The sequence below is a fragment of the Klebsiella sp. CSG-1 genome (genome assembly GCF_056521145.1).
In genome coordinates this window covers 13,757-39,459 of the sequence record NZ_JBWNLD010000016.1, presented here as the reverse complement: position 1 = coordinate 39,459, position 25,703 = coordinate 13,757, and the positions used below count along the sequence as shown (strand labels likewise).

The window sequence follows — 25,703 nt, the reverse complement described above, 5'->3', positions numbered from 1 at the left end:
CCCCAACGATGATGACTCCGACATTTAATGCCCGTATCTCCGGTAATCACCTGATTGCTTCACTGAATGACGACACACCGATTTTTTCCCTCAATGTGAGTGAGGACCCGAGTTTCTGGATCGAAGGGGGCACGCTGATGGTCAGCCTGAATACCGACAGTAGCCATCCGGTATACCGGGCGCTGGACTACAAAGAGGCAGAACAACTGCTGTCTGTCATTACACGGGTACTCAGCGATCGTAAGCCGAAAATAAAGTGGAAGAACACCCTCCTGCCCGCGGCGGCGCTGCTGGTTAGCTGTTTTGCCGTCTGGCGTTTTGCGCCTGCAACACCCTCAGCGGGCATGCCGCCGTTCGGACAGGAAGAGCCCCAGAATGCCACGGCGGAAACAGCCGCACCGCGCTTCCAGGGACTACCGGAGCTGCGCAACCCTGCGCCGGGTAATCCCTATTTTGGCAACCACACAACACCGAATGCCGACAATGGCCAGCCGATGCCGACAGCTTCCCCTGTCCGGCCCTCAGCAACCCGGCCGGTTTCCGTGGCCAGTCAGGAAACGCTGAGCCCACACATTATGCAGAACCTGCAGAAAGCAGCAGGCCGCGGCTATTTCACCGTCCCCCTGTCTTCCGGACACGAACGGACACTGTACGTTTTTGCCGATCCGGAGTGCCCTAACTGCAAAAACTGGGAGCCGGTCGTCGAAGCATTAGGTAATGAATACAACGTGGTGGTCTTCCCCGTCTCTGCGATTGGTAAAGAGAAATCTGTCCGGAAAATCCAGTCTGTCCTGTATCTGGAGACGGCGCACCGCGCTGCGGCCTGGAAGAAACTGTTTTCGGTTGACGAGGGCATGCTCACCATTGGCAAAAAGAAAACCGGTGACGATCAAAAAGAAGCCCCGGTACAACGCGATTATAAACGCTGGAAAATCGCCGGCGAGGCGCTGGCCATTAACGATGTCGCGTTCAGGCAATACCGTATCCCCGGCACGCCCTGGGTCATTGCCGACGACGGCCGCCATGTACCGCAGTCAACGATGAAAGATCCGGCCATCCTGCGCGCCTTCATGACAGAGCACAGCAACGCGGAGAACTGATATGCAACAGAAGCAGAAACCGGTCGATGCCGCCCGGCTGCAGCGTCAGGTACATCAGAGCATGGTCGAAGAGATGGCGTATCGCACCGGCCCCCTGCTGCTCGCCATTATCGCCATATTTGGTGCGGCAATAGTCTGGCCTGTCCTTCTGTGGGCGGCCATTCCGGTCATGCTGGTCTGGGTCCCGATGTTCATGCTGAATGAATTCCGAATGCCGGCGAGGATGCCAATGGACATGGACAGGCTGGATCCGTCAACGGAAACCATGCGACCCGGCAAACTGCTGGGCTTTCTGCCCGTCACTAAGCTTAACCGGCATATGGAAAAGGCGGCGGGCGTGTTCTATACCGGATACGAACGCACGCTCGATGGCGGCCGTGAGATATGGCTGCGCATGGATGACCTGACGCGCCATCTCATTCTTATGGCCACCACCGGTGCCGGCAAAACCGAGATGTTGCTTGGTTTTGTGTTAAATGCACTGTGTTGGGCGAAAGGGCTGATCTTCTCTGACGGTAAGGCCCAGAATGACGTCTGGTTTGCTGTCGCCTCCCTGTCCCGCCGCTTTGGCCGTGAAGACGATCTGCGGTTGCTGAACTACATCACCGGCGGCCAGAGCCGCTCTCAGCGCCTGCTGGAGAATGACAAATCACGCCAGCAGTCCAATAACACGAACCCGTTTGCGCTGGCCCAGGAAACCTACATCACGCAGCTGATGGATTCCATGATGCCGGAAGCCGGCAACGACCGTACCTGGCAGGAGAAAGCCAAGGGGATGAACCAGGTCCTGACAAAGGCCCTGATTTACAAAAGCCGCAAGGAACAAAAGGTGATGTCGCAGCGGCTGATCCAGGAGTACCTCTCCCTGGATAAGTTCGCGGAGCTCTATCTGCAGGCTGAAGCTGAGGAATGGCACGAAGAAATTCGAACCGGGCTGCGTAATTATCTCTCAACCAGCGTGCCGGGCTTTGATATGAGCCTGATCACCAAGCCATCAGAGTGGTCGCAGGAGGCGCGTAACCAGCATGGTTATCTGACGAGCCAGTACAACCGTATGCTGTCACTCTTCAGCGATACCTATGGCCACGTGTTTTCATCCGGCGCCGGCGATATTGACCTGCGGGATGTGGTCCACAATGACCGTATTCTCGTCATCCTTATCCCGGCACTGGAGCTATCCGCGTCAGAAGCGCTCACGTTGGGGCGGCTGACAACCTCCCAGCTGGCGATGATCCTGAGCCAGGACCTGGGCGAAAGGATGGAGGGGAAAGCGGAAGACATACTGGTTATCAAAAAATTCAGGGACCGCTTTCCCTTTTTATGGCTGGCAGATGAGGTCGGTTCGTACTACTCCGATACCATCGGTCAGCTGGCCACCCAGGTCCGCTCCCTCGGCTATGCGCTCGTTCTGGCAGGTCAGGACCTGCAGAAGCTCAAAACGGCCGTGGGGGATAAGCTCTGGACGCTGCTCGGCAACATGTTCACCCGCATCTTCGGGACCATCATCGATCCAACTGAAACCGCAGAGTTCGCCGCGAAATCAGCCGGGATGGAATACCAGGCCATTCAGGACAGTATGGAATACCGCGCCGGCGCGATTGGGGGGAGCTATGCCGATACCGGGCGCGTTACGGTCCAGGAGAAACCGAAACTGCCCTTTGATGAACTGCAGGCTTTAAACCAGGGGGAGCAGGCCACGGTCTTCAAAGGGGCCGTCATCCGGAACAACGCCCTGTACATCGCGGATGACGACAAAATCACCGACAAGGACGTCCGCATCAACCGGTTTGTTGAGGTGGAATGGCCAACGTATGACAGCCTGTCTCACCTGCTGCCGGCAAAAGTCCGCCGTGACCGCCCTCGTCCGGCCAGTATCAACCGCATTATGGCCATCGTGAAAAACGACAACATCAGACACGCCCCTGACAGCATGATCATTCAGGATGGCGTGCTGTATGCCATTGCCGATGAAGCCATGTATTTCGACGAAGTCTCCCCCGTGCCCCCCGATACAGTCCGGCGCGCGACGCAGCTGCTCAGCCTCGCCGCCTCGGTACTGACCGAGACCCGGGGCCGTTACAGCGTCGAATACCCGGAGCCGGAAAAACTGTCCGTCAAAAAGGATGAATTGGAAAAATACCAGCACATTCACCAGTCGGCCGTCACTCAACAGGTTGACGGTTTCGTTTACTGATCTTCGGCTGCCTGTCCCGGTGGCCACATCATGAAAGGTATCCCCATGTTAAAAAAAATAGTGGTGGCGGCCGTAATGGCCACCACACTCTCTTCGTCCCTGTCAGCGATCGCCGCTCCTTCCGTGCAGGTCGGTTTCAGCCCGGAAGGGACCGCCCGGGAACTGGTGCTCAGCACCATCCATCATGCCCGTGAGTCCGTCCGTATGATGGGATACAACTTTACCGCTGCGGATATTGCGAAAGCCTTGGCGTCCGCCAGCCGGCGTGGTGTGGACGTTAAAGTCATCCTGGATAATAGAGAAAACCAGAACAAATATTCGAAAGCGGCACTCAATATCCTGGTGAATGCCGGCGTGAACGTGCGTCTGACGGATGCCTATAAAATCCACCATGACAAAGTCATTATCATCGACCAGAACACGGTTGAAACCGGCTCATTCAACTTCAGTAAAGCTGCGGAGTATTCGAATTCAGAAAATGTGCTGGTTCTGAATGATATGCCACAGGTGGCCAGCGTCTATCTGGAACACTGGCAGTCCCGCTGGGACACGGGACGTGACTGGAAATCGACGTATTAACAAAGGCTGTTATGTCTGAAAACACACAAAGAAAAAAAGCCCGCCGCGATAACGATGTACAAATCACGACGCGCGAGTTTGCGCTCATGCTGGGTGTACCTGAGCATGAACTAGGCGTCGCGGCAGCCACTACCAATATTTTCCGAGAAATAACATTACCGGCACCGGTAAGTCTGTTAAAGGGGAAGACAAGGCAATTCTGGCTGTCTGAGTGTCTGGCTTTCGCCGAACAGTTAAAAGGAACATCCGCAGAAAAAAAATAACCTTAGGCCGTCTGATTATTCAGGCGGCCTTTTTTTATGGTCTGATAGTGTTACAACACACAGGGATGCTATCGGCAGGTGGTACACTGACTTGCCTATAGAAACAGGGACTTCAATACGATCTTGAATGCGTTTAGGACTTAGTGATGCAGGTTTTTTTGTGAAAAATCATATATATGCGATTATGTCATATATTGCATATATGCGTGATTTTATTGTGAGCGATCATTCACGGATCTCCTTTTATAAATTGATCCTTGCTACGCAACATGGTAGTTTACAACGGTTTGTAGGAATTACTTGGGTGGGACGTTCCCGGAATAGCGTCCAAAGGGAAGGGATGACGAATTTACGGCCCCTGAATGCAAAAACCCCCTGAAATCTGCTATCAACTTGGCGGGAGATTCAGAAATCAGGGGGTCCAAAAGCAGGCGCTGGCCTGTGAAGGATTATAGCAAATGCATATTCTAACACAACCCCTACTCGCCATAAGTCCGGGCGGGTGTGACTGAAACAGGTCTTCATCTTAAAGCTCGTCCTTCGGGCGTACCCAATCAGACCCCTTGCTATAACGTGGCTTCTCGTCGCCGCCGCCGGTTCCTGAACCGGTGGATCAGGTCACTTGCCACCCCTGCGGGCCGTCAGAAAATCAAAGCAGAACTGCGGCGTCGTATCCGGCATAACAGATACTGGGTCAATGAAGCAAATATGTACGGCATTGAAACGCTGTGCGAGCTGATGCTGGCCATTCTCGACGATCTTGATTTACGGGACTGGCAGATCCGGCACAACCTTGAAACACTGGCTGAACGCGCAGGCCTGGCAACGCGCAGTGATGGCGGTCATAAGTCGATTTCCCGGGCCAGCCGCGGATGCGATCGCCTCTCCTGGCTTAATGCCATCATCACAGAAAAAGCTCCCTTCAATCCTTATGACGCCCGTTGCGCCTGTAAGCACATAGAGGTGACTGAGGAGTTCTTTGCCATTCTGGGAATTCCCCTGAAACAGGCATACCGTGAACGCGCCAGGCTACTGGAGGCTGATCCGAATGAAGTCATCTCGTCGGGAGATATTCGCCTGATTGCCATCAGAGTCGAGAACTGGACCCGCAAAGCCGCCGCCGGTTTATCGCGAATGAAAGCCAGGCGCGACGTAGCTCGCCAGCGTAAACGGGAATATTTCTCCCAACCCCCCGTACTGGCCTGAAAAGGCCGCGTATGAACCGCCTTGACTGGCGGGGATCCCACTCGCCATAAATAAAACCCTGCCTGGAAAATGAACAATCCTTTAGTTAACAGCATGCCCCGTTGGCTGGTTTTACGTGTTTACCTGCCGATAGCGGGAGTAAGTGTGGTACAGGTTGTGGGTAAGTACTGTTGAAGTGCCAACGATATCCTGCAATTACTCTTTCGGTTTTATCTTTTAATTACTTACGTAATATAAAAGATAAAACCAAATAAAAGACATTACTGTTATCCCCTTTAAAAAGTGAATAACTTAAAAACATCGGCGCAAGCGCCTCAAAAGTAGCTCCCATCGCTTCGCGACGGGCCCCGACCGGAGAAGTAAATTAGTTACAGCATTCAAAAGGGAGTTCACCATAAAACCAGCGCCGGTTTGCAAGCCAGGAGCCCCTCCCCACCACTGAAAAGCGCCGCCGCCCCCGGCCGAAGGCCGGGAGTAGTGTCGCTTTTAATGATGGGTGTTGTAACTACTCTTCTTCATCGCTGTGGGTGGTGCTGCGGTCGGTTGTCTGGTACACGCTCGTAAGCGGCCCTCCGGCCCGCTAACGCGGAGATACGCCCCGACTGCGGCTGTCGCCTTGTCGGGACCACTCCGACCGCGTACAAAAGCCCCTGAGCCGCTTTTAGTGGATTATGGCTTTTCAGGGTAAGGAATTGATAGGCAATCCATTTCGATCCCTCATTGGTATCGGCGGATAACCCTCGGTGCTACCTGTCGTTTCATCCTGCCGCCTTACATGCGCTGACGCGCATCAATCCCCGTTCCTCAGTGGAACGAAAACTCACACTAACAGGGTAGTGACCGGGTAGCTGCGATAACCGCCAACAAAATTAGCCTACAGGTTAATACCTTTCATTGCCCTGTACTGAATAACCAGCCCTCCGGGGCTGGCTTTTTGGATTCGGTCAGTCCCAAAAATTGGTCAAGAATAAATGGAGGTATCCGCCTGCTATTCAACGTTAAATTTCAATTTAAACAATAAATTGTCTCCTTAGCGTAGGTTCTCGTTCCATTGGCCCTCAAACCCCGTAACACACCGTTGAACCCGGACAGATGCGTCTGCGGATGGATGCCTTTTCTGTCCGGTGAGTAAGCGAACCACACGGCCGGAGCCAGCGCTGACCCGGCGTTGCGGTCGTCGCGAACGTACGTCCACAACCGCCCGGTCTTCGTTTTCTTGTTACCTGGCAACAGTACCGGGACGGGCGTGTCATCGGCGTGGAGCTTGCCGTCCGTCAGGACATAGTCCTGAAGTGCCTCTTCCAGCGGTGACAACAACCGACAACATGCATCCACCCAGCCCGACAGCAGCGAGCGACTCAGCTCCACGCCCTGGCGGCCGTATATTTCAGACTGCCGATACAGCGGTGTGTGCTCTGCATATTTTGAGGTTAGCACACGGGCCAGCAGCCCCGGCCCTGCGATACCCCGTTCGATGGGTCGCGAAGGGGCGGGAGCCTGCACGATGGCATCGCACTGAGTGCAGGCATGCTTTTCACGTATTGTCCGGATAACCCGGAAGGCGCTGCGCATCAGCTCCAGCTGTTCGGCTGCATCCTCACCCAGGTAGCTCAACGCACCGCCACAGTCCGGACAGCATGTCGTTGCCGGCAGCAGTCGTTTTTCGTCACGAGGGAGTGACTCCGGGAACGGTTTGCGGGTGCGGGTCTGACGCAGCGGGCGCTGCACTGCCGGGTCATCCACCCGACCGGTCAGCGTATCGCTTTCTTTCTGAAGCGCCTTCAGGTCAGCTTCCATCTGTGCAATACGACGGGATACTTTTTCGGAACGGCTGCCGAAGTTCATCCGGCGGAGTTTATCCAGCTGCGCCTGCAGGTGGTCTATTTCGCGTTCACGATCGGCCAGTTTTTCCAGCAAGGCACGGTTCAGCGCTTCCTGTTCGGCCAGGCGCTGTTTCAGCAGAAGGATGTCGTCAGAAGAGGTGTCGTTCATAAGCCCGTATTTTACCAGGCTTATTCAGCAACAACCAGGATAAAGAGATTTACAGCATGGTCAGGGATGTCAGCAGCCGTTTAGGTTGTCGCCAGTCGATACCTTCCATCAGCATCGCCAGCTGTGCCGGGGTCAGGAACACTTTGCCATCGCGGGCCGACGGCCAGGCGAAGCGGCTGCGCTCCAGTCGTTTGGTCAGCAGACACAGTCCGTCGCCAGTGGACCAGAGCAGTTTTACCTGGCTGCCGCTGCGTCCCCGGAAGATGAAGACGTGGCCGGACATCGGGTCATCTTTCAGCGTCGTCTGTATCTTTGCGGCGAGGCCATTGAAGCCGTTGCGCATGTCGGTGATGCCGGCAACGAGCCAGATTTTGGTTCCTGAAGGTAACGGTATCATCGCTTCAGTTCCTGTATCAGCAGGGTCAGAAGTTTTTCGCTGAGAGTGCCGTTGAGGCGAAGTGTTCCGTGCCGGAACGTTACTTCACAGCTGATACTGAGGGGCTCAGGAGCCTCTGCGTACTGTTCTGGCGGTACGGTGGTGGCATCAAGAGGGCTTTGTTGAATAAATCGAACTTTTGCTGAGTTGAAGGATCAGATCACGCATCTTCCCGACAACGCAGACCGTTCCGTGGCAAAACAAAAGTTCAAAATCACCAACTGGCCCACCTACAATAAAGCCCTCATCAACCGTGGCTCCATAACTTTCTGGCTGGATGATGAAGCTATTCAGGCCTGGTATGAGTCGGCAACGCCTTCATCACGGGGAAGACCTCAGCGCTATTCTGATCTCGCCATCACCACCGTTCTGGTCATTAAACGCGTGTTCAGGTTGACCCTGCGGGCTGCACAGGGTTTTATTGATTCCATTTTTACACTGATGAATGTTCCGTTGCGCTGCCCGGATTACACCAGTGTCAGCAAGCGCGCAAAGTCGGTTAATGTCAGTTTCAAAACGTTCACCCGGGGTGAAATCGCGCATCTGGTGGTTGATTCCACCGGGCTGAAGGTCTTTGGTGAAGGCGAATGGAAAGTCAAAAAACACGGCAAAGAACGCCGTCGTATATGGCGAAAGTTGCATCTGGCAGTTGACAGCAACACACATGAAATCATCTGTGCAGACCTGTCGCTGAACAATGTGACGGACTCAGAAGCCTTCCCGGGTCTTATCCGGCAGACTCACAGAAAAATCAGGGCAGCATCGGCAGACGGCGCTTACGACACCCGGCTCTGTCACGATGAACTGCGGCGTAAGAAAATCAGCGCGCTTATCCCACCCCGAAAAGGCGCGGGTTACTGGCCCGGTGAATATGCAGACCGTAACCGTGCAGTGGCTAATCAGCGAATGACCGGGAGTAATGCGCGGTGGAAATGGACAACAGATTACAACCGTCGCTCGATAGCGGAAACGGCGATGTACCGGGTAAAACAGCTGTTCGGGGGTTCACTGACGCTGCGTGACTACGATGGTCAGGTTGCGGAGGCTATGGCCCTGGTACGAGCGCTGAACAAAATGACGAAAGCAGGTATGCCTGAAAGCGTGCGTATTGCCTGAAAACACAACCCGCTACGGGGGAGACTTACCCGAAATCTGATTTATTCAACAAAGCCATCTACTGGTACAAATATCTTCAACATCACTCACTTCAAGCCAGAGCAGTACATCGCTGCACCAGAATTATTGCCGGACAGGGTATCGCGCCATAATGCGTCTCAGTAGGTAATCATGGACTTTTAGCACGGCTTTGGCGCGAAAGGATATAAAAAACGGCCCTTGGAACAAGCGGGCCGAGGAACAAAGTCAGCCTAATATCATCTTGCCAATCATCAGGCCCATCGCCACCGAGACAATCACGTTCACCAGTCCCGGACGCATAAAGCTGTGGTTAAGCACGTATTTGCCGATGCGGGTGGTGCCGGTATCGTCGAAGGCCAGCGCCGCGAGGCACTGTCCCGCCACGGGGATAAAGAAGTAGCCGTTTACCGCAGGCCAGGAGCCAATCAGCGCATACGCCGGGAGCCCAAGCGCCAGCCCCAGCGGCAGCAGGATCAGGGTGGTCGCCGCCTGGCTGCTGACCATCGCCGAGACAAAGAACATCATGATGGCGATAAGCCAGGTATGCTCCTGCAGCACCACCTGCACTTCCGATTTGATCAGGTCGATATGGCTGCTGACGAAGGTTTCACTCATCCACGCCAGGCCAAAGGCGCAGACAATAGCCAGCGCGCCGGCGCGGAACACGCTGCCGCTGAGGATCTGATCCACCGGCGGGCGGCACAGCAGCACAATCAGGCAGGCGAAGGAGAGCATCACAATCTGGATCGCCGCCGACATTGACAGCGGCTGCAGCCCCTTCGCGGTTTCAACCATCGGACGCAGGCCCGGGACCAGCCCCAGCAGGACAATCACCACCGCGCCGCTCAGGAACAGCAGCACCGAGAGTTTGGCGTGTGGCGCGATTTCCGTGCTGAGCTCCGCTTTACCGTTAGGCTTGAGCAGACCTTCTGCCAGGCGACGCTGGTATTCCGGATCGTCTTTCAGCTCTTTACCTTTATTAAAGGTGGCGAGCGCTCCCGTCGCCACGCCAATCAGCGTTGCCGGAACGCAAATCATCATGATGGTGGAGATGGAGATGCCGAACGGCGCCATCAGGCCAATCATCGCTGCCATTGCCGCAGAAATTGGGCTGGCGGTAATCGCCTGTTGCGAAGCGATGACGGAAATCGACAGCGGACGCTCGGGACGAATGCCGGAATCCCGCGCCACTTCGGAGATCACCGGCAGCAGGCTATATACCACGTGGCCGGTGCCGGACATAAAGGTGAAGATATAGCAGATAAACGGCGCCAGAAGCGTAATATAGCGCGGGTGGCGACGCAGCATTTTTTCCGCCAGCCGGACTAATAGAGTCAGTCCGCCGGAGGCCTGTAATGACGATGCTGCTAATACTACCGAGAGAATAATTAAAATAACGTCGATGGGGGGGGATGAGGGCGTCAGCCCAAAACCAAAGACCAGAACGCCGACGCCAAGACCGCCAACCATACCTAAAAATACGCCGCCGATACGAGCGCCAAACATCAGGGCGATAAGGATAAAACACAATTCTGTCCAGAACATACTTCCTCCCGGATAATGGAGTGAATGCCAGTTATGTTTTTATATAATCAGTGAGATGTGGTTAGCCGGAATAGGATTTACCAAAACCAAACGCGCCGTAATGATGTAAAACCTGGCCCGCTGATTTCCCCCCCGCCGACATGGCGCGAATAATATCGTCGCGTTCCGCTGGTGCTTTACCGCCTGCCAGAATGGAGAGCATAAAACCGGTTAAAAAGGCATCGCCTGCGCCGAGCGTATCGACGGGCTGAATATAAACAGGCTGCCATTCAATAAGTTCGTTTCCGGCATAGTAATAGACTTGTTCATGTCCGCGCGTGGCGATAACATGTTTACAGCCGTAATCGTAAATTGTATGAATTTTAGTAATAGCTTCTTCGACCGATAGCGCACCGCAGGAAATAAAACCGTAATCCACCCACGGACAAACCTGTCTAAAATAGTCATCGGTACCGCGCCCGGAAAAATCAAACGACAACGTGACGTTAAGTTGTTTTATTTTTTCTAATTCCGTTTCCAGGAAACCATTAATACTGGAGTGCACCGCATCGAACCGGGAAATATAATCGAGATCGTCATCTGATAATTGCAGCGGATTTTCCCGTAATACGCCGTTTTTATTGCTGGTAACAAATTCCCTGTCGCCCTCTACCAGACGGATACAGGCATAACCGTTTTCACCGTCGTAATGCCGACATCGCTGAATATCAACCTGCAACTCCTGCAGGGCATCCTGCACGTGCCGGGCAGCGGCGTCATTACCGAATGCCCCGAGAAATGCGCTTTTGTTGCCCGCCAGCCGGGCATACACCGCGTAATTCAGAGCGTTGCCGCCGGGGTACATCACGCCGGAATGAAGATATTTATCAACGACATTATCACCAATGCCAATCACCTTAATGTCCATCATTGATCCTTGTTAATAGCGATAAACCGGGCGTCCCTGCCCATGCTTCAAGTCCTGGTGTGATTAATATTCGACCTTCCACATATAGCGACGGGTCGTTAACGGATGCTGGCGGATCGCAGCCAGCGCGCGGTTATAAACCGGGTAAACGTTGTTGAACAGCGAATGGTTGAAGTAGTCGATTACCGTCGGCCTGATGGTAGAAAGCCCCAGCTCTTTCGCGTCCACCACTTCGATGCGGCGGCCATATTTTTTCAGGAAGTTCAGGGCGCGTTCATCCACCGCGCGGGTGCTGCCTTCGGAGAACTGAAAGAAGAACGGCGTGTTGGCATCGGTGATTTCAAACGGACCGTGGAAGAACTCGCCGCTGTGGATGCAGGCGGAGTGGATCCACTGCATTTCCATGAAGATACAGATGCTCTGCAAATAGGCCGCACCGTAGCCTGCGCCGCTCGCCATGGTGTAGATGACTTTGTCGTCTTTGTACTCCCTGGCGAACGCCTGCGCTCGGTTCTGCAAATGATCCCAGGCGCGGTAAACGATGCGGTTAATTTTACTCAGGCCATCCTGGAAATCCTCATAGTGGGCGTACCCTTCTGTCTGGTTAAGGATTTCTACGGCAGTAATCAGGCCCTTGAGGGTTTTCTCTTCGGCGATATCTTTACCGTCGCCAAAGCTGTAGGTCTCTACAAAGTCGCAGTGCGCCACCAGCGGGGAATCTGTCACCCAGGTCAGGCCGATGACCGGCACGCCACGGCTTTGGGCCAGCTCGGCCGCTTTGATGGTTTCCGGGGTGTTGCCTTTGTGGGACGCCACCACCACCACGGCGTTGTCGCCCAGCGCCACGGGCGGGTTATTAATAAATTCGCCGCTGTTGTACAACCCGACGGTGACTTTGGCGGCTTCTTTTTCCAGGAAGGCTTTGGCCGGGTAGAACGCTGCATACGAGCCGCCACAGGCGACGTAGTACACGTGCGTGATCCCGCCCTTCTCCGTTTTGTTCTCCACAATGCCGCTAATGATTTCTTTAATACTCATCACATTTCCCCTTGGGTCGTTTCTGACGCGAACTGCGTGACGGTAGCGCGCCATTCAATGTATCTAAATGTATCATTTAAATTGTATAGCATTTGAATACATTTAGATCAACGAGAGCCGATGCAAAAAAAAGGATCCGTGACGCAGATCCCGATTTACGCTGTAACGGGGTGATGATCAACGGCTAAAACATGGTCAGACAGTAAAACGCAGCTTGTCACCGACGATCAGTTGATGAGACATGCAGGACATTTCGCCTTTGTTATCAATCATCTCGCTTTTAATCGAGATCAGCGGATAGCGGTTGGCGACGCCAAGATAGTGGGCGACTTCAAAACTGGCGTACACCAGCTCAATGGTTTTGCTGGAGTGGGTAAACCACAGTCCGTGCTTGTCGCGCAGGGTGTCATACAGGGAGTTGCTGTTGAGATCTTCATTCAGCAGCGCGGCAAACTGTGGCGGGAACCACACGGTTTCCAGCGACACCGGTACGTCGTCGGCATAGCGAATACGCTCAATGACCACCGCTTTTTCACCGACCGGGATGTTCAGTTTGACGCGGGTGTCCTCATCGCACGCTTCAAACACAGATTTGATGGTACGTGAACCGGGGCGTCGGCCCTGGGAGCGGCACAGCTCGCTGAAGCTCATAATGCCGGTCATGCTGCGCTGGAACTTCTCGCCGGAGACGAAGGTCCCTTTGCCTGAAACGCGGGTAAGGAAATTCTCCCGCGTCAGCGCGTCCAGCGCTTTGCGTACCGTCACGCGGCTAACCTGCCAGCTGGCGCTGAGGTCGTTCTCGGTGGGGATCTGTTGCCCCGGCTGAAACTCTCCGCTTAAGATCGCCCCTTTCAGGGCGTCTTCAAGCTGCTTATACAGCGGTTTGGCACTTGAGGTATCCGGCAGATTCACGATATGTATCCTTTTGTATTGTCATAAGGCAGACGGCACATGGTTTACAATATACAATAATTTGCTTATGGCTACACTTTAGCAGTGGGTGGATTCCACTCGCGACACCTGAGGCGCTTAATCAGAGCTGGTCGATTGACTTTATGCACGATGCGCTGGTCTGTGGAAGACGCTTGCGTACCTTCAATGTGGTGGACGATTTTAACCGCGAAGCACTGGCGATAGAATTCGACCTGAATATCCCGGCCCAACGGATTGTCAGGGTGCTGGACAGGATAGTCGCAAACCGTGGATATCCGTTGAAGATGCGGATGGACAACGGACTACCGTCGGAGTCAACTGTTTTTACGCAAAGGGCTCCTGCCATCTGATAAAAAGACAATGGTTCATTTTTACATCCGATACCGCTCATTTCCTTCTGGCTTATAAATATGCTTACCATGATATACAAGGGTCCGGATGGCCCGACAGGACTTAACACAGCATTTTAGGAAGCCATGGACATTGAGCATTATCTAATGGTCGCGATGCGCCTTACGGCCCGTTGAATAACGTCCCATGGCTTATTTCGTAATAACCTTTATAATCAATATCCTGTTTTACAATTGCATGCGCCTCTCTGGCGACTTTTGTTGCCACAGCCGTCATGGCTTTTCTTTCTGATCGGGTTTATCTCCATTTTCCCGGATATAGCGTTCATATTTGTACGGCTTTGTTGAATAAATAAGATTTCTTGCGAACGACCCTGTAGCTGGCTGGATTTTCAGGCAATACGCACGCTTTCTGGCATCCCGGCCTTTGTCATCCTGTTCAACGCACGCACCATGGCCATAGCTTCCGCTACCTGACCATCGTAGTCACGCAGCGTCAGTGAATCTCCCAACAACTGCTTCATTCTGTACATTGCCGTTTCCGCTATCGAGCGACGGTTATATTCCGTTGTCCATTTCCACCGTGCATTGCTTCCGCTCAGCCGCTGATTAGCAACGGCACGGTTGCGGTCTGCGTACTCACCGGGCCAGTAACCCGCGCCTTTTCGGGGAGGAATAAGCGCGCTGATTTTTTTGCGGCGCAGTTCATCGTGACAGAGCCGGGTATCGTAAGCCCCGTCTGCCGCGGCTGCCCTGATTTTTCTGTGAGTCTGCCGGATAAGGCCCGGGAAGGCTTCTGAGTCCGTGACGTTATTCAGCGACAGGTCTGCACAGACAACTTCATGTGTGTTGCTGTCAACAGCAAGATGCAACTTTCGCCAGATACGACGGCGCTCTTTGCCGTGCTTTCTGACTTTCCATTCGCCTTCACCAAAGACCTTCAGCCCGGTGGAATCAATCACCAGGTGTGCGATTTCACCCCGGGTGGACGTTTTGAAACTGACATTAACCGACTTTGCCCGCTTACTGACACTGGTGTAATCCGGGCAGCGCAACGGAACGTTCATCAGGGCAAAAATGGAATCAATAAAACCCTGCGCAGCCCGCAGGGTCAGCCGGAATACGCGTTTAATCACCAGAACGGTGGTGATGGCGAGATCAGAATAGCGCTGGGGCCTTCCTCGTGATGAAGGCGTTGCCGACTCATACCAGGCCTGAATCGCCTCATCATCCAGCCAGAAAGTGAGAGAGCCACGGTTGATGAGAGCTTTGTTGTAGGTGGACCAGTTGGTGATTCTGAACTTTTGCTTTGCCACGGAATGGTCTGTGTTGTCGGGAGGATGCGTGATCTGATCCTTCAACTCAGCAAAAGTTCGATTTATTCAACAAAGCCCATCTGGCAGTGTCAGCAGACTTTCGCGCTCGGTGGCGGACAGGATTGAGCGGCGTGGCATGGTCAGTCTTCCCGCAGGTACTGGTACAAGGTTTCGCGGCTGATGCCGAAGTCACGGGCCACCAAGGTTTTCTGCTCGCCTGCCGCAACTCGCCGTTTCAACTCGGCAATTTGTTCGCTGTTCAGCGATTTCTTTCGTCCCCGGTAGGCCCCGCGCTGCTTAGCCAGCACGATTCCCTCGCGCTGACGTTCGCGGATCGCACGCGAGCTCGGTATCAGCAAGAATACCGTCGCTGACATCGTGCAACGACACAGAGCTAACGCTTAGGGTGTCATTTCGCCCTCAGCCGGAACCGACCCCTATGGCGGCGTCTATGAAGATCCGGCTACGGGTGCTGCCTCTGCGGCATTTGCTGGTTATTTACGGGATATAAACTGGCCGCATGGTGGATCAATCGATCTTATTCAAGGGGAAGATATGGGAATGCGCTCCCTGATCCGTGCAGAAATAGCAGATGAATTAGGGAGTTCAATCAGAGTATCAGGCCAGGCCAGATTGATGTGACTTATTGACGTATCACCTTGCTGGATATTTATAGAACGCAGCCGTCTGGATGACGGCTATATTGCCAAGTTAGCCATATGATACGGGTTGACGTTTGCGGCTTGATAGTCTTGAAATCGGATATTTTAAACGAATCAATTAACTAAAGCAGCCACCATCACGTTGATTGTACAAAAGCTGCATCGCGTTCCTTATGCGGCTTCTGGACCATGGAAAATTGAGGGGTGTTGCCACATCATGGTGCAAATAGAGGGGCCTTCCTGAACAGAGTGCACTTTTTTGATACTTTGCCTTTACTCTCTGCGCTGATTATTCACTGCCCGCCTGGGTTAACCGTATTGGCATGGATCATGCTTAAGCAAGAACAATCTTGTACACAAGAAAGAATTCATCGTGACAGCTAATACCATTAACTCACTACAAACCAGCATTATAAGCGGTGAATTGCCGCTCAGCCGTCTGGTAAAAGATATTGGCCGCAAAATTGATCAACAGCAGCCGGAAATTTGGATCCATCGTGTTTGTGAAGCTGATTTGCTAGACCGCGCCGCGGAGCTGGACGCATTGGCTCAACAGTATGGCAATGCGCTGTTAAAGGCGCTGCCGCTGTACGGTGTGCCATTTGCGGTCAAAGATAATATTGATGTGGCCGGTCTGCCGACAACTGCCGCTTGCGCCGAATTCAGTTACCTCGCGCAACAGGATGCGTTTGTGGTACGCCGGCTGCTTGACGCGGGCGCCATTCTGATCGGCAAAACCAATCTCGATCAGTTCGCCACCGGTCTGGTAGGGGTACGCTCCCCTTATGGCATAGTGCGTAACGCAATCGATCCGCGCCGGGTCGCCGGGGGTTCCAGCTCGGGTTCAGCAGTTGCGGTGGCGACAGGCTTAGTGGCTTTCTCTCTGGGCACCGATACTGCTGGTTCGGGGCGTATACCGGCGGGCTTCAATGGCGTGGTAGGACTTAAGCCCAGCCGCGGCTTATTCAGCGGCAGCGGGGTAGTACCGGCTTGCATGACGCTTGACTGTGTCTCTATCTTTGCCACCGATGTCGCCGGCGCCTGGCAAGTGGCGCAGGTAATGGCCGCCTACGATGATCAAGATGGGCGTTCACGCCGGGTGGCGATGGCGCCAGTGCGCCGCCGCCATCGTCGTGTAGCGATACCGGCAGACTGCGAATTTTTTGGCGACCAGCAGGCCGCCGATGCCTTTGCCGCCGCCCTGGACACCCTTCGTCGCCAGCCTGATATCATTTTCAGTAAAGTCCCCTTTGCCGTATTCGCCGAGGCGGCGGCGCTACTCTATGAAGGGCCGTGGGTAGCTGAACGCCGCGTCGCTATCGATGACTTTTACCGGAACCGGCCGGAGGCTATCCATCCCGTGGTCAGGGGCATTATCGCTAACGGGGATAAATTCAGCGCTGCACAGGCGTTTAGCAGCCGCTACCGCTTGGACGATTTGACTCGTCAGGCGCAGCGTTTGTTGGCGGAGACGGATTTGCTATTGGTGCCTACCGCGCCCTGTATGCCCACTATTGATGAAGTGCTGGCGGAGCCAGTCAGGGTCAATGCCCAGCTTGGATACTACACCAATTTTGTCAACCTCATGGACATGGCGGCGCTAGCAATGCCAGCCACGCCCCGCGCCGATGGCCTGCCTGCTGGAATTACGCTTATCGGGCCAGCCGGTGCCGATCATCTTCTAGCCGAGACCGCCGCTGCCTGGCAAGGACTGTTTAACGGTGCAGACCAGAGCGATGTCATTAGCGCACAGCCGCTGACGTTTAATGAACCCGTCGTGGAGGTCGCAGTAGTAGGAGCTCACCTTCAAGGCGAACCATTGAATTGGCAGCTGATCGAAGGCGGTGCTCGCAAGATGGCTGAAACCACCACCGCCCCCGCTTACCGGTTATATGCCTTGTCCGGCACTAAGCCGGCCAAACCTGGGTTGGTACGGGTAGCGGAGCAAGGGGAGTCCATCGCGCTGGAGCTGTGGCAGATGCCGCTGCGCCACTTTGGCTCCTTTGTTGCCGCCGTGCCACCGCCACTCGGCATTGGTACCGTCGAGCTGGCAGATGGGCGATTGGTAAAGGGTTTTATCTGCGAGCCCGCCGGGCTTACGAATGCCGTAGATATTACCGCCTTTAAAGGATGGCGCGCTTACCGTGCCGCTGTTTAATTGCAGTTGCTAATAAAAGGTACTTTTCATGTCCATAGATCGTCGTGATTTTATTAAGCTGGCCGGTCTGTTCGGCCTAGGTTGCGCCATGCCCTTCACTATGGCGCGCGCCGCAGATAAGCCGCTGGTAGTGGGCTTTATCTACGTCGGTGCCCGCGATGACTTCGGTTATAACCAGTCACATGCCCAAGCGGCGGCCATTATTAAAAAGTTGCCGAATGTGAAGGTTATCGAAGAAGAAAACGTGCCGGAAACAGTCGCGGTGCAGAAGACAATGGAGGCAATGATTCGTCAGGACGGTGCGCAGCTGATTTTCCCGACCTCATTCGGCTATTTCGACCCCCACGTCGTCAAAATGGCAAAAAAATACCCCGATATCCGCTTTGCTCACTGTGGCGGCCTCTGGCAGGAGGGTAAAGATCCGAAAAACGCCGGCAGCTTTTTTGGTTATATCGACGAGGGCCAGTATCTCAATGGGATAGTAGCCGGTCATATGAGCCAATCTAAAAAGCTTGGCTTTATCGCCGCTAAGCCAGTACCGCAGGTGTTACGCAATTTGAATGCGTTCACTCTCGGTGCGCGCCGCGTAGATCCGACGATTACTGTGACAGTGATTTTTACCGGCGACTGGTCGCTGCCGGTGAAAGAAGCGGAGGCCGCTAACAGCTTGATCGATCAGGGCTGTGACGTCCTGACCTGCCATGTGGATGGTCCGAAGGTTCTGGTAGAGATTGCTGAGAAGCGCGGCGCCATGACTTGCGGTTACCACGTCAGCCAAGCAGCACTGGCGCCTAAGGGCTATCTGACCGGCGCTGAGTGGAACTGGGAGACGCCCTACCGCGTTCACGTTGCGGCGGCGCAAAAAGGCGAACCGATGATCAACTTCATGCGCGGCGGTTTGAAAGAAGGCTTTGTTAAGACCTCTCCCTATGGCGCCAAAGTCAATGACGCAGCCAAGCAGCAGGCCGATGACATTAAGGGACAGATGATGAACGGCACCTTTACCATCTACTCCGGTCCGATTAAGGATAACCAGGGAAAGTTAGTAATCCCGGAGGGAACCATCAAGGCGCAAACTGATGTCTCGCTGGAGAGCATGAACTGGCTGGTGGAAGGCGTGCGAGGTCAAATCTGAGTGCCGTCGATGAACGCGAGATTCCTATTGCCCGGCGCGACGCGAGCAGTACTGCCAGCTCTGCCCACGGTGCTGGCAGTTGTCACCTCAAGCCTGCTGTTTATTCTGTTCCTGGCATTACAGGGCAAGCCTGCGCTTGAGGCCGGCCGGCTAGTGTTGGAAGGGGCCTTCGGTTCGTCATTCGCTTGGGAGAATACCCTACAGCGCGCGGCACCGTTGATGCTCACTGCGCTATGTGTGGCGCTGCCGGCGCGGGCCGGGCTGATTATTATCGGCGGTGAAGGGGCATTAGTGCTCGGCGGGCTGGCGGCGGCAGTCACCCCATTGTGGCTGCCGGCCTGGCCGCCAGTGCTTATGCTGATATTCATGGCACTGGCGGCCATGGTGATGGGTGGGGCGTGGATCGGGTTAAGCGGCTGGATGCGCCAGCGCCGAGGCGTGAATGAGACCATTAGCAGCCTACTGCTCTCGTATATTGCCATTGCGCTGTTTCGCCAATTGGTGGAGGGGCCCCTGCGCGATCCTGCCAGCTTAAACAAACCCTCTACCATGCCGTTGGATGACACTTATACCATCGGCAACATTAGCGATGCGTTCGAAGTGCACTGGGGACTGGCGGCCGGCGCCATCGCCTGTCTTCTGGCCTGGGTACTGTTGCGCTATAGCGTGGCCGGTTTCTCGCTGGGCGTTGTGGGGGGTAACGTGCGTACCGCGCGTATGATTGGCCTGCCTGTGGACCGGCTGATGCTGCTGACCTGCGTATTAGGAGGCGCCGCCGCCGGTCTGGCCGGCATGTTCGAGGTAGCTGCGGTGCAGGGGAGTGCCAATGATGCTTTGATCGCCGGCTACGGCACGGGCGGCATTCTGGTGGCCTTTGCCGCCCGTCAACACCCGCTGGGTATCATTCTATGCGCCACGTTAATCGGGGGTATCGAGGCCAGCGGCAGCCTATTACAGCGTCGTTTGGACTTGCCCGACGCCACAACGCTGATTCTTGAAGGGTTACTCTTTACTAACCTGCTCGCCTGGGAGGCGCTAAATGGGCGTATAACCCGGGGGCGTATCGCACTGGCGGCACAGGGCGCAGCGCAAAAAGGAGAGCCTCGGCATGGCTGATTTGCATCTCACCACCTTTTTACTGGCGTTGCTGGCCGGCGCGGTGCGTGTCGGTACGCCTTTTCTGTTTGTTAGCCTGGGAGAGTGCCTGACCGAAAAGGGTGGGCGTATTAACCTCGGTCTGGAAGGGATCCTGGTGGTAGGCGCCATGACCGGCTACGCGGTCTCCTATATGACAGGTTCGCCGTGGCTGGGCGTCCTGGCCGCCGCCGGCGCCGGACTGCTGCTAGGGCTGCTGCATGGCATGGTTTGTTCGCTGCCGCGGGTTAACGATATCGCCTTCGGTATTGCGCTTATCCTGCTCGGCACCGGCCTGGCGTTTTTCCTCGGCAAACCTTTTATTCAGCCGCAGGCGCCTATGCTGCCTAGCGTGCCGCTGGGTAGCTGGAGCGGCGATGAGCGTGTGCGTTCGGCGCTGAATATCAATGTGCTGTTCTTCATCGGTATAGGATTGGCGCTGGCGCTGCATTGGGGACTGAGCAGTACTCGCTGGGGGTTGATGCTTCGGCTGGTGGGCGATCACGCTGAGTCGGCCCAGGCAATGGGCTACCGGCCGCTGCGAGTGCGCATTACCGCCACGGCGATCGGCGGCTTTCTTGCCGGCGTCGGCGGCGCCTATCTGTCGCTCTACTATCCCGGCAGTTGGAATGAAGGACTCTCTAGCGGACAGGGGTTAATGGCAGTGGCGTTAGTTATTTTCGCCCGCTGGCGCCCGCTTAATTGCCTTTGGGCATCGCTGCTGTTCGGCGCCGCCGGCGCTATTGGCCCGGCGCTACAGGCGGTGGGCATCAGCACCGGCTATTACCTATTTGCCGCCGCGCCTTATGCCCTGACTCTGTTGGTGATGTTTATCACCTGCCGCCCCGACCGAACCCTGACAGGCGCCCCCGGCGAACTCTCTCTCACCCGATAAGAGGAAATAATCATGTCTAGCGGACTTGGTGGTTTAAATAAATCCCCTCATGGGGTAGTCATCGGCCTGGCGCAGTTGGCGCTGCCTGATCCCCACAGTAGGGAAGCCTTGTGGCAGCAGACGCAAAGCGTCGTAGCAATGGTAGGCAAGGCACGCCGAAGCATGCCCACGATGGATCTCATTGTGTTTCCCGAGTATTCGTTGCAGGGCCTATCAATGGATACCTCCCCTGAGGTCATGTGTAGTCTCGATGGGCCCGAGGTGGCCGCGCTGCGCGCAGCCTGCGTCGAACACCGCATATGGGGCTGCTTTTCGATTATGGAGGCCAATCCTCATGGCAATCCTTACAATAGCGGTATTATCGTCGATGATACTGGAGAAATCCGTCTCTACTACCGCAAGATGCATCCTTGGGTACCCGTTGAGCCATGGGAGCCGGGCGACGGCGGTATTCCGGTATGCGACGGGCCGCGCGGCTGCAAGTTGGCGCTGATTATCTGCCATGATGGCATGTTTCCGGAAATGGCGCGTGAATGTGCCTATAAAGGCGCGGAGATTATGATCCGTACCGCCGGCTATACCGCGCCGATCCGCCACGCTTGGCAGATCACCAATCAAGCCAACGCTTTTACCAACTTGATGCAAACCGCCAGCGTTTGCATGTGCGGCTCGGACGGCACCTTTGACTCTATGGGTGAGGCGATGTTTGTGGACTTTGACGGTACGCTCATGGCCAGCGGCGGTGGTCGTGCCGATGAGATCGTCTGCTGCGAAATGCGCCCGGATCTGGTGCGCGAGGCCCGACGTCACTGGGGCGTAGAAAATAACATCTACCAGTTCGGTCACCGCGGTTATTCGGCGGTACGGGGCGGGGCGCGCGACTGTCCCTATAGCTATATGCACGATCTGACCGCAGGATGCTACCGTCTGCCCTGGGAGGACGAAGTGGTTCATACCGACGGTACATCTTGCGGACTGCCAGCGCCGCAGCGCGACTACCTTGCTAAAAAGGAATAATGATCGATGAACGAACGTTACCTTGCCTCCGACCCCTATCCCTGGCCCTATGATGGTCAGCTGACGACTTCAAATACCGCTTTGGTCATTATCGATATGCAGACCGACTTCTGCGGCACGGGCGGGTATGTAGACAGTATGGGTTACGATTTATCACTGACCCGTGCCCCCATCGCGCCGATTAAACGGGTACTGGCGCGGATGCGGGAGAAAGGTTTTCCCATTATCCATACCCGTGAAGGTCACCGTCCAGATCTGTCCGATCTGCCAGACAATAAGCGTTGGCGCTCCCAGCGTCTGGGTGCCGGCATTGGTGATGTCGGCACCTGTGGACGTATTTTGGTACGCGGCGAGCCGGGTTGGGAAATCATCCCGGAACTGGCGCCGCTGCCGGGAGAAGTGATCATTGATAAACCCGGCAAAGGCTCTTTCTACGCCACCGATCTGGAGCTTATTCTGCGTACCCGCGGCATCACTCACCTGATTTTGACCGGCATCACTACCGATGTCTGTGTACATACCACCCTGCGCGAAGCCAACGATCGTGGCTTTGAGTGCCTGATACTTGAGGACTGCTGCGGTGCCACCGACTATCAGAACCATCTGGCGGCGCTGAGCATGGTCAAGATGCAGGGTGGGGTATTTGGCGCGGTGGCTAGCGCTGCTATGTTACTCGATGCGCTAGGCGGTGAATGATGATGCGCGCGCTTAGTCTGGAGACCGTCGGCGCCGGTAAACAGTTCGGCGCCTTCCGCGCCCTGGATGACGTGTCGCTAAGAGTACGCGCCGGAACCGTGCATGCCCTGCTGGGGGAGAACGGCGCCGGTAAAAGTACGCTGGTAAAAGGCATCGTCGGTTACGATCCTCTCGACACAGGCACGTTATTGGTCAACGGCCGCGAGCAGGAGATGCGTACGCCGCGCGATTCCCATGGACTGGGCATAGGCATGGTATATCAGCATTTTACCGTTGCGCCTGGGCTGAGCGTAGCGGAGAATCTGGTACTGTCCCGTGACGATCTACCCTGGCGTATTAATTGGAAACAAGAGCGCGAGCGGCTGACGGAATTTATGGCGCGCATGCCGTTTCGCCTGGATATTTCACGGCCGGTAAGTCATCTGGCCGCCGGCGAAAAGCAGAAGCTGGAGATTTTAAAGCAGCTCTATCTCGATCGCCATTTTATTATCCTTGACGAACCTACCTCGGTATTGACGCCACAGGAGGCGGACGAGGTATTGGGGCTGATGCGCGATATGGCCCATCGCGGCGAAGTATCGGTACTGATGATCACCCACAAATTCCGTGAGGTGAGCGCCTATGCCGATGATGTGACGGTGCTGCGCAAGGGCCGCCTAGTGGGCAGTACAGCTGTGGCGCAGACCTCAACGGAACAGCTGGCGCTATGGATGATGGGGCAGGCGGATACCCGCGCTTTTAACCGCGATAGACCAGCGGTAAACGAGGCGCTGGCACCACGGCTGGAACTGCGGGATCTGAGCATTACCGGCGACAAAGGCACGCTGGCGGTTTCCGGTCTGTCGCTGGCTGTACGGCCGGGGGAGATTGTCGGCATCGCTGGAGTTTCCGGCAATGGCCAGCGAGAGCTGACCGAGGCACTGCTTGGCCAGCGCCGTATTCGCAGCGGCGAAATCCGCGTCAATGGTAAACGCTATCTTGCCAGCCGGCGGCAGATGCAGCGTGAAAGGGTCTTTAGCCTGCCGGAAGAACCGCTGCGCAACGCCTGTATCGCCGGCATGAGTGTGGCGGATAATCTAGCGCTACGCAACTATGATCGGCCCCCGCTATGCCGCCAGGGCTGGTTCATCGATCGTCGAGCCATCCATCGGCATGCGCGAGAGCTGATCGGCCGATTTCAGGTGCGTCCAGCAGATCCGGGACGGCCTATTGGAACCCTGTCCGGCGGTAATGTCCAACGGGCGGTACTGGCCCGGGAACTAACTGAAGACGTTTCGGTGCTAGTGGTCTCCAATCCGGTTTTCGGGCTGGATTTTTCTTCGGTGGCGCTTATCCACCAGCGTATCGTTGAAGCACGCAACCAGGGGGCGGCAGTGCTACTGCTAAGCGAGGACCTGGATGAGCTGCTGGCGCTGTCCGATCGGATTATGGTAATTCACGCTGGGCATATCAACTATGCTGTAGACGCGGCGGCGATAGAGGATCGCGGCGAGCTAGGACACTATATGGCAGGGGGAACACAGCGCGGGAGCAGCATATGATAAGGGTAGCGGCAACACCAGACGCTTTTTGTTTTATGGCGGCGCATTGTGCGCTGGTAATTATCGATATGCAGCGCGACTTTATCGAGCCAGGCGGGTTTGGAAGCGCGCTCGGCAACAACGTCGCCCCGCTGCGGGAGATTATACCTGCGGTGGAGCGATTACTGTTACTGGCGCGGCGGCATGCCATACAGGTAATTCATACTCGCGAGTCTCACCTGCCGGATCTCTCTGACTGTCCGCCAGCAAAATATGAGCATGGACGGCCGGGGCTGCGCATCGGCGATGCGGGACCGATGGGACGCATCCTGATTCGCGGCGAGCCGGGTAATCAGATTATTGACCAGCTAGCGCCGCTGACGGGGGAGTGGACAGTAGATAAACCCGGCAAAGGCATGTTTTTCGCCACCGGGCTAGATGCGCGGCTGCGACACAACGGCATAAGCCATTTGCTATTTGCCGGTGTGACCACCGAAGTTTGCGTACAAACCAGCATGCGTGAAGCTTGCGACCGCGGCTATCGCTGCCTGCTGATAGAGGATGCTACAGAAAGCTATTTCCCAGCATTCAAACAGGCGACGCTGGCGATGATTGTCGCCCAGGGCGGCATCGTTGGGCGTACAGCATCACTGGCCGCGCTGGAATCAGCCCTGAATACCCAGTAGTATCACGTAGTGCTTGAACAACCAAGGCGTAGGGTTATGAGTCAAATTATCAGCCAGAGTAACGCGCTGGCCGAGCATATTTACCAAAAGTTGAAGCAGGAGATCTTTGATTTTTATCTATTGCCCCATGACCGTTTTACCGAGACGCAGATAGCCGAACGCTTCGAGGTTTCGCGTACTCCGGTGCGCGATGCGCTATACCGGCTACAGCGAGAGGGCTATCTGGACGTGGCTTTTCGCCGCGGCTGGACGGTACGCCCGCTGGATTTTAGTCGTATAGATAACCTTTACGATCTTCGCGTGGTGCTTGAGAGCGCGGCAGTGGATCGCATCTGCGCTCGGGCTGACACGCCTGCGAAGCTGACTGCGCTTGGCCGAATTTGGCTTGTGGCCGAAGCAGAGCGCGAGTCGGCGCCGTCGGTGGTGTCGGAGATGGATGAAAATTTCCATATCGACTTAGTCGCGTCCTCCGGTAATCTGGAAATGCTGCGGGTGCACCGGGAGGTGACAGAGCATATCCGTATTGTCCGCCGGCTGGATTTTTTTAAAAGTGCCCGGGTGGATCATACCTATGATGAGCATTGCCGCATCCTCAATGCGCTGTTCCGTCGCAAGCGCGACGACGCGTTGCTAATGCTGCGCGCCCATATCGAACAGAGCAAAATCGAGGTACGTAAAATTAGCCTGTCCATGTTGGCGGATGCGCGGCAGCGCCATCAGCAGCCGACGGCTGGAACAGATAGCAACGATGGTTAATTTCCTGGACGACTGGATTGCAGATAATCGCTGTCGGTAATGACTCCA

Annotated in this window: 22 protein-coding genes and 4 pseudogenes; 17 read left to right on the top strand and 9 right to left on the bottom strand. The window is 55.3% G+C overall.

Translation table 11 applies throughout. From position 1 onward, the window contains the following. The first annotated feature begins 8 nt into the window (after positions 1-8). The 5 genes from AC007G_RS25450 to AC007G_RS25430 all read left to right on the top strand — a co-directional run bounded on the left by AC007G_RS25450 (position 9) and on the right by AC007G_RS25430 (position 5,342). Positions 9-1,100: a thioredoxin fold domain-containing protein gene (locus tag AC007G_RS25450; protein ID WP_064357959.1), complete on the top strand. Its 1,092-nt coding sequence runs from the start codon at positions 9-11 to the stop codon at positions 1,098-1,100. A 1-nt stretch (position 1,101) separates the two neighbouring features. Then, positions 1,102-3,294: an F-type conjugative transfer protein TrbC gene (gene trbC, locus AC007G_RS25445; RefSeq protein ID WP_064357960.1), complete on the top strand. Its 2,193-nt coding sequence runs from the start codon at positions 1,102-1,104 to the stop codon at positions 3,292-3,294. A gap of 45 nt (positions 3,295-3,339) precedes the next feature. After that, a complete protein-coding gene (locus tag AC007G_RS25440) occupies positions 3,340-3,873 on the top strand; it encodes a phospholipase D family nuclease (protein WP_096807525.1) in 534 nt (177 codons plus the stop codon). Positions 3,874-3,884: 11 nt separating this feature from the next. After that, entirely contained in the window at positions 3,885-4,136 is a 252-nt protein-coding gene (locus AC007G_RS25435) for a hypothetical protein (RefSeq protein ID WP_064357964.1), read from the top strand. A gap of 708 nt (positions 4,137-4,844) precedes the next feature. Continuing rightward, entirely contained in the window at positions 4,845-5,342 is a 498-nt protein-coding gene (locus AC007G_RS25430; protein ID WP_159041655.1) for a RepA family replication protein, read from the top strand. Between the two features lie 1,065 nt (positions 5,343-6,407). Here AC007G_RS25430 and tnpC read toward each other — a convergent pair. Both tnpC and tnpB read right to left on the bottom strand, forming a co-directional pair. Further along, positions 6,408-7,334: pseudogene (gene tnpC, locus AC007G_RS25425) on the bottom strand (IS66 family transposase); the annotation flags it as partial. A 49-nt stretch (positions 7,335-7,383) separates the two neighbouring features. Beyond that, the gene (tnpB, locus tag AC007G_RS25420) at positions 7,384-7,731 is read right to left on the bottom strand and encodes an IS66 family insertion sequence element accessory protein TnpB (protein WP_479466716.1); all 348 of its coding nucleotides are present in this window, start codon (positions 7,729-7,731) and stop codon (positions 7,384-7,386) included. A gap of 186 nt (positions 7,732-7,917) precedes the next feature. Here tnpB and AC007G_RS25415 point away from each other — a divergent pair, with 186 nt between their 5' ends. Then, positions 7,918-8,886, top strand: coding sequence for an IS5 family transposase (locus tag AC007G_RS25415; RefSeq protein ID WP_072206565.1), 969 nt, complete (start codon positions 7,918-7,920; stop codon positions 8,884-8,886). Between the two features lie 246 nt (positions 8,887-9,132). Here AC007G_RS25415 and AC007G_RS25410 read toward each other — a convergent pair whose 3' ends face one another. From AC007G_RS25410 to AC007G_RS25395, 4 genes are all read right to left on the bottom strand, one after another. Further along, positions 9,133-10,452, bottom strand: a complete 1,320-nt coding sequence (locus AC007G_RS25410; RefSeq protein WP_016947011.1) for an anaerobic C4-dicarboxylate transporter family protein — start codon at positions 10,450-10,452, stop codon at positions 9,133-9,135. A 61-nt stretch (positions 10,453-10,513) separates the two neighbouring features. After that, positions 10,514-11,359 carry a fructoselysine 6-kinase gene (locus AC007G_RS25405; RefSeq protein ID WP_016947010.1) on the bottom strand — a complete coding sequence of 282 codons (846 nt, stop codon included), beginning with the start codon at positions 11,357-11,359 and terminating at the stop codon, positions 10,514-10,516. A gap of 63 nt (positions 11,360-11,422) precedes the next feature. After that, a complete protein-coding gene (gene fraB / locus AC007G_RS25400; RefSeq protein ID WP_085956082.1) occupies positions 11,423-12,400 on the bottom strand; it encodes a 6-phosphofructose-aspartate deglycase in 978 nt (325 codons plus the stop codon). A gap of 192 nt (positions 12,401-12,592) precedes the next feature. After that, entirely contained in the window at positions 12,593-13,309 is a 717-nt protein-coding gene (locus tag AC007G_RS25395; protein WP_016947008.1) for a GntR family transcriptional regulator, read from the bottom strand. A gap of 95 nt (positions 13,310-13,404) precedes the next feature. Here AC007G_RS25395 and AC007G_RS25390 point away from each other — a divergent pair. Beyond that, a pseudogene (locus AC007G_RS25390) lies at positions 13,405-13,632 on the top strand (DDE-type integrase/transposase/recombinase); the annotation flags it as partial. 211 nt (positions 13,633-13,843) lie between these two features. Here AC007G_RS25390 and AC007G_RS25385 read toward each other — a convergent pair. From AC007G_RS25385 to AC007G_RS25375, 3 genes and pseudogenes are all read right to left on the bottom strand, one after another. Beyond that, a pseudogene (locus AC007G_RS25385) lies at positions 13,844-14,016 on the bottom strand (IS110 family transposase); the annotation flags it as partial. A 56-nt stretch (positions 14,017-14,072) separates the two neighbouring features. After that, positions 14,073-15,041, bottom strand: coding sequence for an IS5 family transposase (locus AC007G_RS25380; protein WP_000654811.1), 969 nt, complete (start codon positions 15,039-15,041; stop codon positions 14,073-14,075). A gap of 95 nt (positions 15,042-15,136) precedes the next feature. Further along, positions 15,137-15,331 (bottom strand): annotated as a pseudogene (locus AC007G_RS25375) (helix-turn-helix domain-containing protein); the annotation flags it as partial. Between the two features lie 76 nt (positions 15,332-15,407). Here AC007G_RS25375 and AC007G_RS25370 point away from each other — a divergent pair. From AC007G_RS25370 to AC007G_RS25325, 10 genes are all read left to right on the top strand, one after another. Continuing rightward, positions 15,408-15,638 carry a PhzF family phenazine biosynthesis protein gene (locus AC007G_RS25370; protein WP_214574972.1) on the top strand — a complete coding sequence of 77 codons (231 nt, stop codon included), beginning with the start codon at positions 15,408-15,410 and terminating at the stop codon, positions 15,636-15,638. 393 nt (positions 15,639-16,031) lie between these two features. Continuing rightward, positions 16,032-17,816 carry an allophanate hydrolase gene (atzF, locus tag AC007G_RS25365; RefSeq protein WP_040119812.1) on the top strand — a complete coding sequence of 595 codons (1,785 nt, stop codon included), beginning with the start codon at positions 16,032-16,034 and terminating at the stop codon, positions 17,814-17,816. A 28-nt stretch (positions 17,817-17,844) separates the two neighbouring features. Beyond that, positions 17,845-18,951: a BMP family ABC transporter substrate-binding protein gene (locus AC007G_RS25360; protein ID WP_040119811.1), complete on the top strand. Its 1,107-nt coding sequence runs from the start codon at positions 17,845-17,847 to the stop codon at positions 18,949-18,951. Positions 18,952-18,960: 9 nt separating this feature from the next. Beyond that, a complete protein-coding gene (locus tag AC007G_RS25355; protein ID WP_047721805.1) occupies positions 18,961-20,067 on the top strand; it encodes an ABC transporter permease in 1,107 nt (368 codons plus the stop codon). After that, positions 20,060-20,980: an ABC transporter permease gene (locus tag AC007G_RS25350; RefSeq protein WP_040119810.1), complete on the top strand. Its 921-nt coding sequence runs from the start codon at positions 20,060-20,062 to the stop codon at positions 20,978-20,980. The genes AC007G_RS25355 and AC007G_RS25350 overlap by 8 nt, the downstream gene beginning before the upstream one ends. A gap of 12 nt (positions 20,981-20,992) precedes the next feature. After that, positions 20,993-21,997 carry a formamidase gene (locus tag AC007G_RS25345; RefSeq protein ID WP_040119809.1) on the top strand — a complete coding sequence of 335 codons (1,005 nt, stop codon included), beginning with the start codon at positions 20,993-20,995 and terminating at the stop codon, positions 21,995-21,997. A gap of 6 nt (positions 21,998-22,003) precedes the next feature. Continuing rightward, complete coding sequence (biuH, locus tag AC007G_RS25340) at positions 22,004-22,693, top strand: biuret amidohydrolase (RefSeq protein ID WP_040119808.1); 690 nt, start codon at positions 22,004-22,006, stop codon at positions 22,691-22,693. Beyond that, positions 22,690-24,234 (top strand): ABC transporter ATP-binding protein, encoded by a 1,545-nt coding sequence (locus AC007G_RS25335; RefSeq protein ID WP_198537384.1) that lies wholly within the window; start codon positions 22,690-22,692, stop codon positions 24,232-24,234. The genes biuH and AC007G_RS25335 overlap by 4 nt, the downstream gene beginning before the upstream one ends. Further along, a complete protein-coding gene (locus AC007G_RS25330; RefSeq protein ID WP_040119807.1) occupies positions 24,231-24,899 on the top strand; it encodes a cysteine hydrolase family protein in 669 nt (222 codons plus the stop codon). The genes AC007G_RS25335 and AC007G_RS25330 overlap by 4 nt, the downstream gene beginning before the upstream one ends. A gap of 36 nt (positions 24,900-24,935) precedes the next feature. After that, a complete protein-coding gene (locus tag AC007G_RS25325) occupies positions 24,936-25,655 on the top strand; it encodes a GntR family transcriptional regulator (protein WP_040119806.1) in 720 nt (239 codons plus the stop codon). Positions 25,656-25,703 lie beyond the last annotated feature (48 nt).